A 15,620-nucleotide genomic window follows, 5' to 3' on the forward strand; every position below is an offset into this window, starting at 1 on the left:
TAAGTCAATCCATACATTAAAAAGCATATGCCTGAATTAACTGCAAACCCCACTTTTAAGCATGTAAGCTACCTGTGGGATGAGGAAGATGCGGCCAAACTGGCCGGGGACGAAGTAGCGCTGTTGATCTACCGATCAAACCTCCTGGGGGCAGACCTGCGGCTGACGAACTACGGCGGGGGCAATACCTCCTGCAAAGCCATGGCCAAAGACCCTTTAACCGGAGAGGAGACCGAGGTGATGTGGGTGAAGGGCTCCGGCGGAGACCTGGGTACCCTTAAGCGCAGTGGCCTTGCAGCACTGCATGTAGACCGCCTCAGAAGCCTGAAGAACGTGTACCGCGGCAGAGGGCACGAAGACGAGATGGTGGCGCTCTTTCACCACTGTCTCTTCGACCTTGATTCAAAGGCGCCCTCTATTGATACGCCTTTGCATGGTTTTCTTCCCTTCAGGCATATTGACCACCTGCACCCTGACGCGGCCATCGCCATTGCCGCATCCAAGGACGGCAAAAGCATTACAGAGGAGCTCTTTGAGGGAACCATCGGGTGGGTAGACTGGCAGCGCCCGGGCTTTGACCTTGGCTTAAAGCTGCGCCAGTGCCTGGACGAGAACCCGGGCATACGGGGTATCATGCTGGGCTCGCATGGCCTGTTTACCTGGGGAGACACGGCCTATGAAAGTTATGTGAACACACTGGAGGTGATTGAAAGGTGCGCCGGATACCTGGAGCAGCATGTCGGGAGGAAAGGCCCTGTCTTTGGCGGTGTCAGGATACAAAGCCTGGAGGAGAAGGCCAGAAGAGAACAGGCAGCGGCGCTTGCCCCTGTGCTGCGCGGCTTCTGCTCCAGTGAGCGTCCTATGATCGGTCATTTCAGTGATGATGCCCGCGTGCTGGAGTTTATCAATTCACAAGACCTGGACAGGCTGGCCCCGATGGGCACTAGCTGCCCGGACCATTTCCTCCGCACAAAGATCAGCCCCCTGGTGCTGGACCTGCAACCAGACGAGGACCTCTCGGACCTGAAAGCCTTGAAGGAGAAGCTGGCCCCTGCCTTTGCAGCATACCGGCAAATGTACGCTGCCTATTACCAGAACCACAGGCACCCGGACAGCCCGGCCATACGGGATCGAAACCCGGTGATTATACTTTACCCGGGAGTAGGCCTGTTTGCCTTTGCCAAAGACAAGCAGACGGCCCGTGTCGCCTCTGAGTTCTATAGCAACGCTATCAACGTGATGCGAGGGGCAGAGGCTATATCGGCCTATACCTCACTGCCGCGGCAGGAAGCCTTTGATATCGAGTACTGGCTGCTGGAGGAGGCCAAGCTACAGCGCATGCCCAGGCCAAAGCCACTTTCCGGGAAAATAGCCTTGGTAACAGGCAGTGCCGGAGGCATCGGGAAAGCGATTGCCAGGAAGTTTGTGGAGGAGGGGGCCGTGGTCATACTCAACGACATGAACGAGGCGCGCCTGCAAGGGACAGGGGAGGAGTTCAGGTCAGCCTATGGCAAGGATGCCTATACTACGGCGGTGCTGGACGTAACCAGGGAAGCGCAAATACAGGAGACCTTCCAGACAGCTGCACTGGCGTTCGGAGGGGTCGATATCATCGTGAACAACGCGGGCCTCTCTATATCGAAATCTATGGAAGATCACACCGCGAAAGATTGGGACCTGCTGTACGATGTGTTGGTAAAGGGCCAGTTCCTGGTGACGCAGGCCGCCGTGGACGTCATGCGCAGGCAAGCGATCGGGGGAGACGTGCTCAACATTGTGAGCAAGAACGCGCTGGTGTCTGGCCCGAACAACGCGGGCTATGGCTCTGCCAAGGCTGCACAGCTGCACCTGAGCAGGCTGAATGCTGCCGAGTTGGGAGGCGATGGCATACGCGTGAACGTGGTGAACCCGGATGCGGTGATCAGCGACAGCAACATCTGGGCTGGTGGCTGGGCCGAGGGCCGCGCCAAAGCCTATGGCATCACGGTAGCGGAGCTACCTGCTTTCTACGCCAGGCGCACCCTGCTCGGGCAGGTCATACTCCCCGAAGACATTGCCAACGCCTGTTTTGCCTTTGTGGGCGGATTGCTCAGCAAATCCACAGGCAATGTGCTTAATGTGGACGGCGGTGTGACTGCGGCCTTTGTGCGATAGCCAGGAAGGCCACGGCCCTACAACGAGCATAACCGAGTGCCATGGCGCCGCCGCCGGACATCATGCCCATGGAAGGCTTAGAAGGGCAGTAGAAACAGCGGCAGCACCCCTTGAAGGTACGCGAAGACTATGCCCCTGGCCATCCCCTGAAAAATGTGTTTTACCAAGCTTAACCCGATTAACCATGCAGATCGAGAAGTATCAATTAGAGGAGTACAACCATCACCACGCTACCGCCCATGAGCGGGCATTTTCCTTTGCTGCCTCCTCCGTGCCGCACCTGGACACGGTGCTGCAAAAGCTAACCGACTTCCAGATTGCCATACCGAGCTGGGCCCTGGGGACAGGCGGGACGCGCTTCGGCAGGTTTTCTGGGGGGGGAGAGCCGCGCAGCCTGGAGGAGAAGATCGAGGATATCGGCCTGCTGCATGCCCTGAACCGCTCCAGCGGCGCCATCTCCCTGCACATTCCCTGGGACATCCCACAGGATTATAAAGCCATCAAAGCATTGGCGGCAGCGCATGGGCTAACCTTCGATGCCATGAACTCCAATACATTCCAGGATCAGGCAGGGCAAGCATATAGCTACAAGTTTGGCTCCATGCAGCATGTAGACAAGGCTGTGCGGCGGCAGGCAGTGGAGCATAACATAGAGGTGATCAAGCACGGCATGGCCCTTGGCTCCAACTCCCTTACCGTGTGGCTAGCGGACGGCTCCTGCTTTCCGGGGCAACTGAATTTCCGGAAAGCTTTCCAAAACACCCTGGAGAGCCTGGAGGAAGTGTATGCGGCCTTGCCCGAGAACTGGAAGATGTATGTGGAGTACAAGGCTTTTGAGCCGAATTTCTACTCCACCACCATCGGCGATTGGGGCCAATCCTACCTGTTGGCTAGCAAACTGGGACCGAAGGCCTACACCTTGGTGGACCTGGGCCATCATCTGCCCAATGCCAATATCGAACAGATAGTGGCGCTGCTGCTGATGGAGGGCAAGCTGGGCGGCTTTCATTTTAACGATTCCAAATATGCCGACGATGACCTGACCACCGGCAGCATCAAGCCGTATCAGCTGTTCCTTATCTTTAATGAACTGGTTGAAGGCATGGATGCCCGTGGCATGGCGCATGCCACCAGCCTTGGCTGGATGATAGATGCCGCACACAATGTGAAAGACCCTTTAGAAGACTTGCTGCAGTCCGTGGAGGCCATTATGCTGGCCTACGCACAGGCCCTGCTTGTGGACCGGAAGGGCCTGGCGGAGGCGCAGCAGGAAAACGATGTGGTGCGCTGCCAGGAGATCCTGCAGGAGGCCTTCCGGACCGATGTGCGTCCGCTGGTGGCGGAGGCGCGCCTGCGCGCAGGAGGCGCCCTGCACCCCTTGGGCCTGTATCGTCAGTTACGGGTCAGGGAACAGCTCGTGCAGGAACGGGGGCTTAAAACGGTAGCCTCTGGTTTATAGCTATGCAACAGATACCGGTAATTGCTGTTTTCGATGTGGGCAAAACCAATAAGAAGCTGTTTCTCTTCGATGAGCACTACCAGATCGTGCACGAGAAGTCCGCACGGTTCCTGGAGACAGTGGATGAGGACGGGGACGCCTGCGAGAACCTGGAAAGCCTGCGGCTGGCCGTGTTCGACTCCATCAGGGATGTGTTCAGCAGGCAGGAGTTCGCGGTGAAGGCCGTGAACTTTTCAACCTACGGGGCAAGCTTTGTGTATGTGGGGGAGGAGGGTGCCCCGCTCTGCCCATTGTATAATTACCTGAAACCTTACCCCGAGCAGCTCAAGAGACAGTTTTATGACACCTATGGGGGAGAGGAGCAATTATCGAAGCAGACAGCCTCTCCTGTGCTGGGAAGCCTGAACTCGGGCATGCAGCTCTATCGCCTGAAATATGAGAAGCCGGAACTTTTCCAAAAGATAAAATACGCCCTGCACCTGCCGCAGTACCTGAGTTACCTTATTTCAGGGAGAGCCTATTCGGATATCACGAGCATTGGCTGCCACACCAACCTGTGGGACTTCCAGAAGGGCGGCTACCACGAGTGGGTAAGCAAAGAGGGCATCCTGGAAAAGCTAGCGCCGCTGGCTTCGCCTGACAGCGTAGTGCCGGCGGCCTTCCCGGGCAATAGTTATGCGGTAGGGGTTGGCCTGCACGACAGCTCGGCCGCCCTGATTCCATACCTGGTGAATTTTCAGGAGCCTTTCGTGCTCATCTCTACCGGAACCTGGTGTATCAGTTTAAACCCTTTCAATGCCACTTCCCTGACGACAGGAGAGCTGCAAAAAGACTGCCTCTGCTACCTGCAGTACAAGGGCAAGCCTGTGAAGGCATCCAGGTTCTTTGGGGGCCACGAGCACGAGCAGCAGGTAAAGCGCATCGCAGCGCATTTCAACCAGAATGCCGCCCGCTATAAGGCAGTAGCCTTTGAACCGGAGATGATCAGTAAACTACAGCGGGAGACCTTCTCCCTCATCAGGGCGGGTGAGCAGCAAGGGCACGTGTCATTGTTTGGGCAGCGGGACCTGTCCTCATTTGCCTGCGATATAGAAGCCTATCACCAGCTTATCCTTGACCTGGTGACGCAGCAGGTAGCCTCTACGCAACTGGTGCTGGAGGGATCTGACGTGAAGCGGATCTTTGTGGACGGCGGCTTTAGCAAGAACGCCATTTACATGAACCTGCTGGCCTCTCTTTACCCCGAGAAAGAAGTGTTTGCTGCTTCCATGGCGCAGGCAACGGCCATCGGTACGGCGCTGGCCATTCACCGGCACTGGAACACGAAGCAGTTGCCCCGCGACATCATTGCATTAAAATACTATGCCGTAACACATGACACCAGTATATGAAGATAGGCCTTTTTATTCCCTGTTATATAGACCAATTGTACCCTCAGGCCGCCATGGCTACCCTTTGTTTGCTTGAAAAACTGGGGGCAGAGGTGGTGTACCCCTTAAGGCAGACCTGCTGCGGCCAGCCTATGGCTAATGCCGGGTTTGAGCATCTGACAGAGGAGAGCAGTGCGCTTTTCGTGGAGAACTTCACAGGCTTTGATTACATCGTGGCCCCCTCCGGCAGCTGTGTGCTGCACCTGAGAGACCACCTGCACGCTAGCAGGTATCCTGACGAGGCAAAAGCGCTGCGGGGCAAGCTCTATGAGCTGGTCGAGTTCCTGACCGATGTGTTGCAGGTAACCTCGCTCCAGGCACGCTTCCCCCACAGGGTAGGCCTGCACCAGGGATGCCACGGGCAGCGGGGCCTCGGGCTGGCGCAAATGTCAGAGCTTGCCGCACCTGCCTTTTCCAAGCCTGAGCAGCTTTTGAGCATGGTGGAGGGCCTGGAGCTGACCGGGCTGACACGCAGGGATGAATGCTGTGGCTTTGGGGGAACCTTCTGCGTGGCAGAGGAGGCCGTGTCGGTGAAGATGGGCAAGGACCGTGTCACGGATCACCTGCAACACGCAGCAGAGGTGATCACCGGCTCGGACATGAGCTGCCTGATGCATCTTGAGGGAATCCTGCGCAGGCAGAAGAGCAGCGTTCGGGTTATGCATATCGCTGAAATCTTGAATGCCATAGAGAAGTAAAGGGAAAACATGACAGGAGATACAAAGGAGATAAAAGACCACGCCGCCCTTGCCGCTGCTTTCAACGCCGATGAGTCCAGGGTAAACTGGCACGACGAGACACTATGGTTCATCCGGCAGAAGCGCGATAAGGCGGCCTATGCCCTTGGAGACTGGGAGTTGCTGCGTGAGACGGCATCCCGCATCAAGGGAAACGTCCTTTCGAACCTGCACCAATACCTGTTGCAGCTCGAGGTTTACGCCCGGGCTAACGGGGTGATCGTGCACTGGGCGGCTGATGCCGCAGAGCACAATCAAATTGTGCACGGCATCCTCCAAAAGCATGGGGTGAAGCGCATGGTAAAGAGCAAGTCGATGCTCACCGAGGAGTGCGACCTGAATGAGTACCTGGCAGCTAACGGTATAGAGGTGACGGACACGGACCTGGGAGAGCGTATTGTGCAGCTGGCAAAGGAGCCACCGAGCCACATTGTGCTGCCCTGCATCCACAAGAAGAAGGAGGAGATAGGGGAGCTGTTCCAGGAGCATCTGGGCACACCTGCCGGCCTGTCTGACCCGCAGGTGCTGACCGAGGCGGCCCGGCAAAACTTAAGAGAAGCCTTTCTCACGCGCCGCGCCGCGCTGACGGGCGTGAACTTTGCGGTAGCTGAAACAGGGGAGCTTGTTATCTGCACCAACGAAGGGAACGCCGACATGGGCGCCCACCTGGCCGATGTGCACATCGCCTGCATGGGTATTGAAAAGCTGATACCAAAACGCGAGCACCTGGGCGTATTCCTCCGGCTGCTGGCCAGGAGCGCCACCGGGCAGCCCATCACCACCTACTCCAGTCATTTCAGGAAGCCGCGTAAAGGGCAGGAACTGCACCTGGTGCTGGTCGACAACGGCCGTAGCACCCACCTGGGTCGGGAGGATTTTCGCAACGCGCTCAAGTGCATCCGCTGCGGGGCCTGCCTGAACACCTGCCCGGTATACAGGCGAAGCGGCGGCCACAGCTACCATGCAGCAGTGGCCGGCCCGATCGGTGCCATCCTGGCACCGAACCTGGACATGGAAAAGAATGCTGACCTGCCCTTCGCCTCCACGCTGTGCGGCTCCTGCTCGAATGTGTGTCCCGTGAAGATTGATATCCACGACCAGCTCTATAAATGGCGGCAGGTGATTGTGAAGGCGGGATATGCGGACAAAAAGAAAAGATGGGGCATGAAAGCCATGACACAAACCGTAGCCTCTCCCACCACATTTCAATTGGCAGGAAAGACGGGTAGGTGGTTGATGCGACATGTCCCTTTTGTCGTAAGCAACAAGCTGAACCCCTGGCATAAGCAGCGCGAGATGCCTGAGCCGCCGAGGGAGTCTTTCCGTGAGTGGTACCTTAAAAATAGGAAAAGAAATGAATAGCCGGGAAAAGATACTGGCAGCAGTTGCCAAAAACCAGCCGGAGCTCATAGCCTTACCGGAGGTGCCTGCTTTTGCGGTAGAAGAAACGGATCTGGTAGAGAAGTTTACGGCAGTGGCAGTAAGCATCGGGAGCAAGGTGTTCCGGGTGCAGCACATGGAGGAGGTAAAACAAATCCTGTTGCAGGAGCACAGAAACGCAGGGAGAATCATAGCCCTTTATCCGGAGTTCTCGGATATAGCTGAAACTGCCGTTGATCCGGACGCAGACCCGCACTCCCTGGCCGATGTGGACTTGGCTGTGCTGCCCGCCCGGTTGGGGGTAGCAGAGAACAGTGCCCTGTGGGTGACGGATGAAGACCTGCCGTGGCGCGTGCTGCCCTTTATCTGTCAGCATCTGGCCTTGGTGCTTCCCCAGCAACACATTGTGCCGCTTCTACAGCAGGCATATAGGGTGATCGCAGCACAGGCATATGGCTTCGGCACTTTCATCGCGGGCCCCTCCAAGACCGCTGACATTGAACAGTCGCTGGTACTAGGGGCGCATGGGGCGAGAACCCTCACTATTTTTCTGATAGATAATATTATGCCACAGCGTTAACTTTATTATGTAATACCCGGATTCCCTGTGTTTGATAACTTAATCCTGCTGGTATTTTAATCTTCTGACGAGGGAAACCTGGGTTACTTGAACCACCATAAAAAGTTAGCTATTATCCCAAACATAGAGAGCACATCCCCGGTGACGCCGTCAGAAGCTACCTGCGTGTGTTACCGCTACCTCCCTGTCTACCTCAGGTACTTCTCCAAGGACAGTATAGCAAACATCCATAGTGGAAGTTTAATAAAAAATGAAGAAACCAGCTTTTTATTTTAAACGACATTTTGGATATTGGCTCTTGCAAATGAAAAAGACACAAGTACATACAGCCTATTATTGCTATTACTTTTTTTACCCGGGTAACTAAAAGGAGGCTGGCCTGTACATGAACATGTATAAAAGATGATGAAAGCCTCCGCACAGGGGGCTTTTTCTATATACTAAGGTGAACAAGGAATTTAATCGCGCTTACTCTTTTTACTATTACTACTACTTCTATCTCAGGAAGCAGGCGGGACATCTATGGCAAAAAGGTAAGCAATGAAAAATTGCTGATCAGCAAAGAGGAGTCCCCATACCGGCGGACTCTTTTTTTATACCCTTTAACAAGCAACATGATCACAACAGCTCCAAGGCTCAACGCTATCAAGGATTATTGGCTCATGCCCGCCGAAGCCAAAGGCAGATCGCCTTTGCCAGACCTTGCGGTGCACAGCAGAACCCTGCATAGGCAGGAGGAGTCCTTTGGTTTTACCCAAGATGATACGCCCCGAAACAACTTTTCAGACAAGGTGTGTCGGAGTTTATGCTGGAGCTTGATTCACTGAACAAGTCCCGTAACACGGAGCGGGGGCAGGCCACGGCAGGCATATTTATAGGATCCGGCGCGGGCCAGGAAACGCTCTAAGCGGCACAAGGCAGCATAACGAAACGCTAACATTAAATTCTCAAAAAACATGAAAGTAGGAATTGTAGGAGTTGGCCTGATTGGCGGCTCCATGGCACTGGACCTCAAACAAAGTGGCTTCGCCACGAGCATCGTGGGAGTGGACAACAACCCGGAGCATATTCGTATTGCCAAGCAAATGGGTATCATAAAAGAGGAAAGCAGCCTTGCCCGGGTTGCGGAGGATTGTGACCTGATCGTGATTGCCACGCCGGTAGATGCAGCCAGTGGTATACTGCTCAATATCTTAGACCAGGTGCATGATAAGGTGGTGGTGCTGGATGTAGGGTCCACAAAGGAAAACATATGCAAAGTCGTGCAGGAGCACCCCCGCAGCAGGCAGTTCGTGGCCTGTCACCCTATTGCCGGTACCGAGCATACAGGTCCGGGTGCAGCGCATCATAAGCTTTTCGACAAGAAGGTCAACATCATTTGCAACGCCGAAATCAGCGGTGCAGAAGCCGTGCAAACGGCCAAGGCGCTGTTTGCCGCATTGGGAATGGAGACTATTTTCATGGGTGCCCAGGAACACGACCGGCATATTGCTTATGTGTCCCACCTCTCGCATATCTCTTCCTTTGCCCTGGGATTAACCGTGCTGAACATGGAGAAAGATGAGAAAAGTGTTTTCAACATGGCAGGCAGTGGTTTTGCCTCCACGGTAAGGCTTGCCAAAAGCTCTCCTGATATGTGGACTCCTATCTTTAAGCAGAACGCGGCGCATGTTTCCGAGGCGCTTGGTGCCTATATCGACCAGCTCCAGTTGTTCAAGCAAACCATTGACGAGGGACTGGCCACAGAAACATATGATCTGATCTCAACGGCTAACCAGATAGCCAAGGTGCTGGATGGCATAGCGCTGAGAAGCAAGCCGAAGGTTTAGGTAAAGGCAGGGGCAAAGGCGCAGGGACTGAGGATTGACCTGGTAGAGGCGTGGCTTTCTGGCCTGCAGGGTCCTTAGGAGATCGGATTATCTTGCAGCCGGGAAACGAGGCAGGTGCTGGAGACCTGTCGGTAGCACCTGCTATCGGCAAGGTGGGTGTGCTTCGCACCGGCATCTGGAAACTCCGAACTAAGCCAAAAACTTTGAAGGGTGCGATTAGCCTGGAGTAGCTAAAATAAGCCTAAGAGAATACGGGGCTGTAGGGCGGTGTGGAAGTTTTCAAAAAGTAGCATCTGGAGGAGGCGCTGAAGCATGGAATGGACTTCCTCTGGGTAGGTGCCTATACCAAAGCATAACCGTTCTCGGTGCAGGAAACAACAGATTCCCTGCAAGGCGTGGACATCCCGTTAACGATCAAGGATGCCTCCAACGCAGACTCGGGGCTGGTGGTAAGGGGCTCAACGTGTTGTTCAAGCCTTAGAAGGCCCTCCTGCAGGAGGCTGCCTTCTAAGGCTTTGGTACTTCCGCATCCTCTTGCTCCTCGCCTAGTGCATCGGGGGTGAAGTGCCTTAGCCAACCCTATAATAACTGCTTATATTCTCCCTGCCCGGAGTCTGAATTTTTAGTTGTAGACTTTTTCCTGCTGCAGTGCAGTCCACAATTTGAGGAGATGTATTCTTATAAGTTCTATTATTCAGTCTTTTGAGAATAAAGGTGTGCTGTAGATCTAAAGCAAATTCACCTGCACGGCGCTTCTGTCAAAGTGCTGTGCAGGTGAGTCTTTAAAAAAGTTATTGGTGTAAAGGGTGATGCTTTACGCTCTACAGACAATAGGCCTGTTGCTATGCTGTCGGTACAAGGTTTGCCTCATTTCCTGCTGATGCACTGCAGCGAAAGATCATCTCCAGGCGGGTACCGGTTTAGTATTCCCCTTTTTTTTACCGCCTGTGCCTGGTGTTCTTACCGGCATACTCCTGCGCCTCCAGCTGCAGCTCCGCCAAAGTCTTTTTCCGACCCTCTTTGATCCAGGCCTCTAATTCAGATTTGTAGAAGTAAAGCCGATTTCCTCTCTTGTTGGATGGTACCTGTCTGCTACTGACCTTCCTGTATAACGTGGTAACGGTCAGGTTTAGAAATGCTGCCGCCTGTTCAACAGTGAATATCTCTTCCACATTATGAGGGGGCTGTTTTTCCAATAGGAGCTGCTCAATCCGGCTTATTTTCTTATGCAGCTGGCAGATAGCTTGCGGGAGTTGCTCAAAAGTCAGTGTTTCCATGGTGATTATAGTTTTGTTTCAGTAGTTTCATTCATAAGGTGCTATTGGCAAGCACGGGCCTCTCTAAAGTCAATGCAGCTGCAGGTCAGGATAAGTCGATCTGAATCCTGTCTGCTGCTTCCCGCTTTGAGCGGTCTACTACTTTTGCATATATCTGTGTGGTTTTCAGCTCACGGTGGCCCAGCAGTTTTGAAACCGTATAAATGTCGGTGCCGTGCGCTAGCTGCAGCGTAGCATAAGTATGACGGAAGCAATGAAAGGTGATGTATTTAGCGATGCCGGCTGCCTTCACCCAGGATCTCAGGATATCGTTGTTATAGGCAGAGTATGCCAAGCCATTGAAAACCACTGCCGTCGGATCTTCCCGTTCCCCCAATAATCGGAAAGCTTGTTCTGAGATGGGTAGCTTTTCGACTCCTTTTGTTTTTTGCTGTCGGAACTGAAGGTAGTGCCCTTCTGCCTGACTGTGCTGTATCTGGCCCCAGGTAAGCTGCTTTATATCTGAAAAACGCAACCCGGTCAGTGCTGAGAAGATGGCGGCACGTTTCAGAACAGGCAATGAGCATTCCGTATTGTAGAGCGCCTGCAGCTCTTCTAAGGTCAGATACTCGCGCTTCGTCTCCACAGGTTTAATGGATGCTATCTTAGCGTTTAGATCTGTGGCTAAGAGATCCTCTTTGTAGGCTTGTCTTAAGGTAGCTTTTAACTTGTTAAAGTAGGAGAGGGCGGTATTAGAAGAAATCACCTTGGCTGTTTTTGCGCTGCACTGGCTGTTGTTCACTTTCTTTATTTTTCGCTGGCTCTTGGCATGGAGCAGGTAGTTTTTGTAATCGTTGCAGGCAGCCACTGTGAGCTCTGAAAGTCTGAGGTTCTCAGGAAAGAACTCCTCGAGGTAAAATAGAGAGCTTTGCCAGTTTCCGCTGTTGGATCCGCTTCGCTTGGAGACCTGCTCTTTATAGTAGTCTATAAGTGTTGTGTTTCTTCTGGCGGAGGATAGAAATCCATACCTCATGCTTTGCACATCTAATTGGCGCTTGGCCCTGATATGTTCGGCTAAGGTTAATGTTTCCCTGTTGTGGTGCTTGTCAAGTTGGTTCCTCGGCTTGTCAAAAACGTACAGGCGCAGAAACTCCCGTCGTGTCAGTTTCCCTGTATCCGGATGTGGAATGGGCGGGTAGTAGTCCAGGTAAAGCGTGTGACGTCCCTTCGACATTGGCTTGCGGCGTAGTGTTACTTTCGTCATCAGAGCAATAAATTTGTTTTCAAATCATCACAATATAGTTAGTAGTCCCTCGGCCCTCAGGCCCTCCACCTGTCTGTGCTTCACCTGACGTGCAGCTGATCGCTGCTTGTACAGCTTTCAGTCGGGCCTTAGGAGAGTACCTGGCAAAAGCCTCTTCCCTATGCTTTACCACGTTAGTTTGTTTATGCATTCCTTCTCACTGTACTGGAAATTTACTTTTATGCTAATATTGAAGCTCATAATCAATTGGCACTGCTAGTGGAGACAGCGTAGAATTAGTGTTAAATAAATCAAACAATTACACCTGTTTTCAGTACTGATGCACAACTACTGATACTTTTTTATGCTTTTAATACACAGCAAGCATGTGTTGAAAAAAGGTTTTTGCGTTCATGACTCTCCTTGCCTCATTGCGTCTGTGGTTTTCATAGAAGTGAAGCCAGGTAAACACCAGTAAGTAAGCTTACCGGTTTCAGCATGAGGTAAAGCTGGGTTGAACCCTATGTACAGCATCTACCGGTTTATGGGCACTTGCTAGCTTCTTACTTTAACCTTTCTCAACTGATGGTCCTGCTGAAGGATTAAGTATGCGATCGATCGCTGACTTTGGTATATAAGCATGTTTCCCTTTTTTGTACTTCGGGATATTGTTGCGAATAACCACCTCATAAAGGGCTTTCTCTGAAATACCGTAAACCTTCTGTGCTTCGGTCATCGTATAGCAGTCTTCTATCGGTGTTTGGCTTTTGAATGACTCCTGTTGCTTTGCCACCGAAGGCTGGTTTTGCTCGAAGAGTTGATCAAGATCGACGCGCTTAATAATGGTACGCCTTCCAATTTTCACTGCCACTAATTCTCCTGCCTTGATGGCTCTCCAGACAGTCCACCGGCTAAGCCCTAGTAGTTGGCAAGCTTCTGAGATATTCAGAAACTCTTTAGCCTTCAACTCTACTATGGGTTTTAGCCTTGTAGTTTTAGTTTCTTCATTGCTCGTCTGAATTTTCGCTTGCTTTTGCCTCGCTTTATAGGCACGCTTCGCACAGTTATCGCTGCAGTACTGTGTAACTGTCGTCTTGGCTATGAAATTATTTCCGCAGTGCTGACAGATCCGCTCTATTCTAATATTGGAGCTCATGTTGCTTGATGTAGCTTGATGTTGCTAAAGGTAGCTAGATGTTGCTATATGTTGCAAGATTTCTCCCGAAAATAAGATTTAGAGGCACGATGAGAGGATGGGGTACAAGCTAGGTACAGATATAGTAACAATAGTGTATTAGTAAAGTTCTATCAGGGGTAGGTTTTAGATGTAAAAAAGCCCCTAAACATTTGTTTTAGGGGCTTTTAATGCAATTTGCTATAAAGTTGATGGAGGTTCTTACTTGCCGATGCAGAACTTGGTAAAGATGTTGTCCAGCAAATCATCTGTGGTGATCTCCCCTGTGATTTCACCCAAACTGTACAGCGCTCTGCGGATATCAGCCGCTACCAAATCGCCGCTCATGCCCAATCCAAGCCCGTTAAGCACATCGTCCAGCGCCTCGTATGTTTTATTAAGGCTGTCCACGTGGCGCAGATTTGTTACGATGGTCTGGCTTTGGGTATTCAGTTTGCCCAGGTTTACTTTCTCTACCAGCGCCTGTTTCAAATCATCCAAATTGGCCCCCTCGGCAGCGGAGATCTGCACCAGCCCATCTATACTTGCAAAAGCCGCTAGTTTCTCTGGTGATGCCTGATCAATTTTGTTGGCCACGGCTACCAAAGGCAGCTTCTTCGGGTTCAGCCTCTCGAGCTCTGCCTGTACTTCAGTTGCTGATACTTCAGTAATGTCGAACAGGTAAATGATGAGCGAAGATTGGCTCAACTTCTGCATGGTACGCTCCACGCCGATGGCCTCCACTTTATCCGTCGTCTCCCGCAAACCAGCCGTGTCGATAAAGCGGAAGGTGATACCTTCAATATTGATCTCGTCCTCAATGAAGTCGCGGGTAGTGCCTGGCACATCCGAAACGATGGCTTTCTCCTCGTTCAACAGTTTGTTGAGCAGGGTAGATTTGCCGGCATTGGGTTTGCCCACAATCACGGTTGGCACCCCGTTTTTAATCACATTGCCTAGCTCAAACGACTTCAGCAGTTCCCGGATGATGTGCTGAATGTTGTTTATGAGCGAGCGCAGCTGCTCACGGTCGGCGAACTCTACGTCTTCTTCTCCAAAGTCCAGCTCCAGTTCTATCATCGAGGCAAAGTGCACCAACTCGGCCCGCAGGCGCCTGATCTCCTGCGAAAAGCCGCCGCGCATCTGCTTAATGGCCACTTCATGCGACAGGGCCGAGTCAGAGGAGATGAGGTCGGCTACAGCCTCGGCCTGCGCCAGATCAAATTGCCCGTTCAGGAAGGCACGCTTGGTGAACTCTCCGGCATTAGCCAACCGGGCACCCTTCTTCAGAAGCAGCTTCACGATCTGCTGCACGATGAAATCAGAGCCGTGGCAGGAGATCTCCACCACATTCTCTTTGGTGTAAGAGTGAGGCGCCACAAACAGCGACACCAGCACCTCGTCCAGCACTTTATCCTCGTCCCGGATGGTGCCGAAATGGATGGTGTGGCTGGCCTGCTTGGCTAGGTCTTTCCCTTTGAAAACGGAGTTGGTGATATGGATAGCCTCCGGACCCGACAAGCGAATCACGGCAATGGCGCCAACGCCTGGGGCGGTAGCGACGGCTACAATGGTATCGGTATTGGTGTGGTGGATCAATTCAGGTATAAATTATTTGCGCTGCAAAAGTACGGATAATTGTCTGAACCTATAAACAGGGCTCTTACCCCAAAGATTTACAGGAGGAGATGATAAGCAGGATGATATTAAATCAGGGTTTTACAGTCCTGTCCACACAGCGTGCTTGTTAAACTTTACTTCTGCTTCTCGTACTCCTGAAAGTTCATCGACTTATGATGGTTCTCGCCGAAGTAACGCAGTATCTTCGAAAAGGTCTTGGCGTCAAGGTAACCGGGTACAGGGGCCAGCATGTTCATTTTCTCGTCCAGATACACGGTAGTGGGGTAGCTCATCTGGCCCTGCAGCAGCGCCACCGCCAACTCATGCGACCTATATTCGTCTTTATACTTAAATGTTTGGCCCTTTAGAGTAATGGGTTCTTTGCCTTCGGCGTCCAGCTTTACAGGGTAGAAATGCTTATTCACCAACTCCACTACCTTAGGGTCGGTAAACGTGCTTTTATCCATTTTCTTGCACCAGCCGCACCAGTCGGTGTATACATCGATCACAATCTTTCGGGGCTCCTTCTTCATGCGTGCGGCAGCCTGTTCTATGGTTAGCCACTTTATTCCCTCTGCTTTGTTATCCGTGTATCCAAAAGAAGTTAATTGTGCTGGTGTTGCATCTGTGGCCAAAGTCTGTGTGCTGGCAGATGTGTTGCTGTCGGAACAGCCAGAGAAAAGGGCTAGGGCAAGAACCGGAAGTATAGCTGCTTTCTTTAACATGGTTTGGGGTGGTAGGGTGTGTTTAGGTTTAGG

General features: G+C 52.5%; 12 protein-coding genes. 7 read left to right on the forward strand and 5 right to left on the reverse strand.

Features of this window, described 5'->3' with window-relative positions; all coding sequences use genetic code 11:
* The first annotated feature begins 27 nt into the window (after positions 1 to 27).
* From PXG97_RS19400 to PXG97_RS19430, 7 genes are all read left to right on the forward strand, one after another.
* Positions 28 to 2,154: a bifunctional aldolase/short-chain dehydrogenase gene (locus tag PXG97_RS19400; protein ID WP_276499493.1), complete on the forward strand. Its 2,127-nt coding sequence runs from the start codon at positions 28 to 30 to the stop codon at positions 2,152 to 2,154.
* A 184-nt stretch (positions 2,155 to 2,338) separates the two neighbouring features.
* Positions 2,339 to 3,613, forward strand: a complete 1,275-nt coding sequence (locus tag PXG97_RS19405; protein WP_276499494.1) for a sugar isomerase — start codon at positions 2,339 to 2,341, stop codon at positions 3,611 to 3,613.
* 2 nt (positions 3,614 to 3,615) lie between these two features.
* Complete coding sequence (locus tag PXG97_RS19410) at positions 3,616 to 5,004, forward strand: FGGY-family carbohydrate kinase (RefSeq protein ID WP_276499495.1); 1,389 nt, start codon at positions 3,616 to 3,618, stop codon at positions 5,002 to 5,004.
* Entirely contained in the window at positions 5,001 to 5,741 is a 741-nt protein-coding gene (locus PXG97_RS19415) for a (Fe-S)-binding protein (RefSeq protein ID WP_276499496.1), read from the forward strand. The genes PXG97_RS19410 and PXG97_RS19415 overlap by 4 nt, the downstream gene beginning before the upstream one ends.
* Positions 5,742 to 5,750: 9 nt before the next feature.
* Entirely contained in the window at positions 5,751 to 7,142 is a 1,392-nt protein-coding gene (locus PXG97_RS19420) for a lactate utilization protein B (RefSeq protein WP_276499497.1), read from the forward strand.
* Positions 7,135 to 7,740, forward strand: coding sequence for a LutC/YkgG family protein (locus tag PXG97_RS19425; protein ID WP_276499498.1), 606 nt, complete (start codon positions 7,135 to 7,137; stop codon positions 7,738 to 7,740). Before PXG97_RS19420 ends, PXG97_RS19425 begins: the two co-directional genes overlap by 8 nt.
* Positions 7,741 to 8,696: 956 nt before the next feature.
* Entirely contained in the window at positions 8,697 to 9,569 is an 873-nt protein-coding gene (locus PXG97_RS19430) for a prephenate dehydrogenase (RefSeq protein WP_276499499.1), read from the forward strand.
* Positions 9,570 to 10,507: 938 nt separating this feature from the next.
* On the opposite strand, the gene PXG97_RS19435 is transcribed toward PXG97_RS19430, so the two are convergent.
* From PXG97_RS19435 to PXG97_RS19455, 5 genes are all read right to left on the reverse strand, one after another.
* Entirely contained in the window at positions 10,508 to 10,846 is a 339-nt protein-coding gene (locus PXG97_RS19435) for a helix-turn-helix domain-containing protein (protein WP_276499500.1), read from the reverse strand.
* Between the two features lie 85 nt (positions 10,847 to 10,931).
* The gene (locus PXG97_RS19440) at positions 10,932 to 12,089 is read right to left on the reverse strand and encodes a site-specific integrase (RefSeq protein ID WP_276499501.1); all 1,158 of its coding nucleotides are present in this window, start codon (positions 12,087 to 12,089) and stop codon (positions 10,932 to 10,934) included.
* 547 nt (positions 12,090 to 12,636) lie between these two features.
* A complete protein-coding gene (locus tag PXG97_RS19445; RefSeq protein WP_276499502.1) occupies positions 12,637 to 13,224 on the reverse strand; it encodes a helix-turn-helix domain-containing protein in 588 nt (195 codons plus the stop codon).
* 240 nt (positions 13,225 to 13,464) lie between these two features.
* Entirely contained in the window at positions 13,465 to 14,841 is a 1,377-nt protein-coding gene (mnmE, locus tag PXG97_RS19450; RefSeq protein WP_276499503.1) for a tRNA uridine-5-carboxymethylaminomethyl(34) synthesis GTPase MnmE, read from the reverse strand.
* A gap of 155 nt (positions 14,842 to 14,996) precedes the next feature.
* The gene (locus PXG97_RS19455) at positions 14,997 to 15,587 is read right to left on the reverse strand and encodes a thioredoxin family protein (RefSeq protein WP_276499504.1); all 591 of its coding nucleotides are present in this window, start codon (positions 15,585 to 15,587) and stop codon (positions 14,997 to 14,999) included.
* Positions 15,588 to 15,620 lie beyond the last annotated feature (33 nt).

The organism is Pontibacter litorisediminis (assembly GCF_029360645.1).
Classification (GTDB): Bacteria; Bacteroidota; Bacteroidia; order Cytophagales; family Hymenobacteraceae; genus Pontibacter; species Pontibacter litorisediminis.

Coding starts and splice junctions, on each gene's coding strand:
- PXG97_RS19440 (WP_276499501.1), bottom strand. CDS start 12,089: ATGACGAAAGTAACACTACGCCGCAAGCCAATGTCGAAGGGACGTCAC.
- PXG97_RS19400 (WP_276499493.1), top strand. CDS start 28: ATGCCTGAATTAACTGCAAACCCCACTTTTAAGCATGTAAGCTACCTG.
- PXG97_RS19445 (WP_276499502.1), bottom strand. CDS start 13,224: ATGAGCTCCAATATTAGAATAGAGCGGATCTGTCAGCACTGCGGAAAT.
- PXG97_RS19455 (WP_276499504.1), bottom strand. CDS start 15,587: ATGTTAAAGAAAGCAGCTATACTTCCGGTTCTTGCCCTAGCCCTTTTC.
- PXG97_RS19405 (WP_276499494.1), top strand. CDS start 2,339: ATGCAGATCGAGAAGTATCAATTAGAGGAGTACAACCATCACCACGCT.
- PXG97_RS19410 (WP_276499495.1), top strand. CDS start 3,616: ATGCAACAGATACCGGTAATTGCTGTTTTCGATGTGGGCAAAACCAAT.
- PXG97_RS19430 (WP_276499499.1), top strand. CDS start 8,697: ATGAAAGTAGGAATTGTAGGAGTTGGCCTGATTGGCGGCTCCATGGCA.
- PXG97_RS19415 (WP_276499496.1), top strand. CDS start 5,001: ATGAAGATAGGCCTTTTTATTCCCTGTTATATAGACCAATTGTACCCT.
- PXG97_RS19435 (WP_276499500.1), bottom strand. CDS start 10,846: ATGGAAACACTGACTTTTGAGCAACTCCCGCAAGCTATCTGCCAGCTG.
- PXG97_RS19420 (WP_276499497.1), top strand. CDS start 5,751: ATGACAGGAGATACAAAGGAGATAAAAGACCACGCCGCCCTTGCCGCT.
- PXG97_RS19425 (WP_276499498.1), top strand. CDS start 7,135: ATGAATAGCCGGGAAAAGATACTGGCAGCAGTTGCCAAAAACCAGCCG.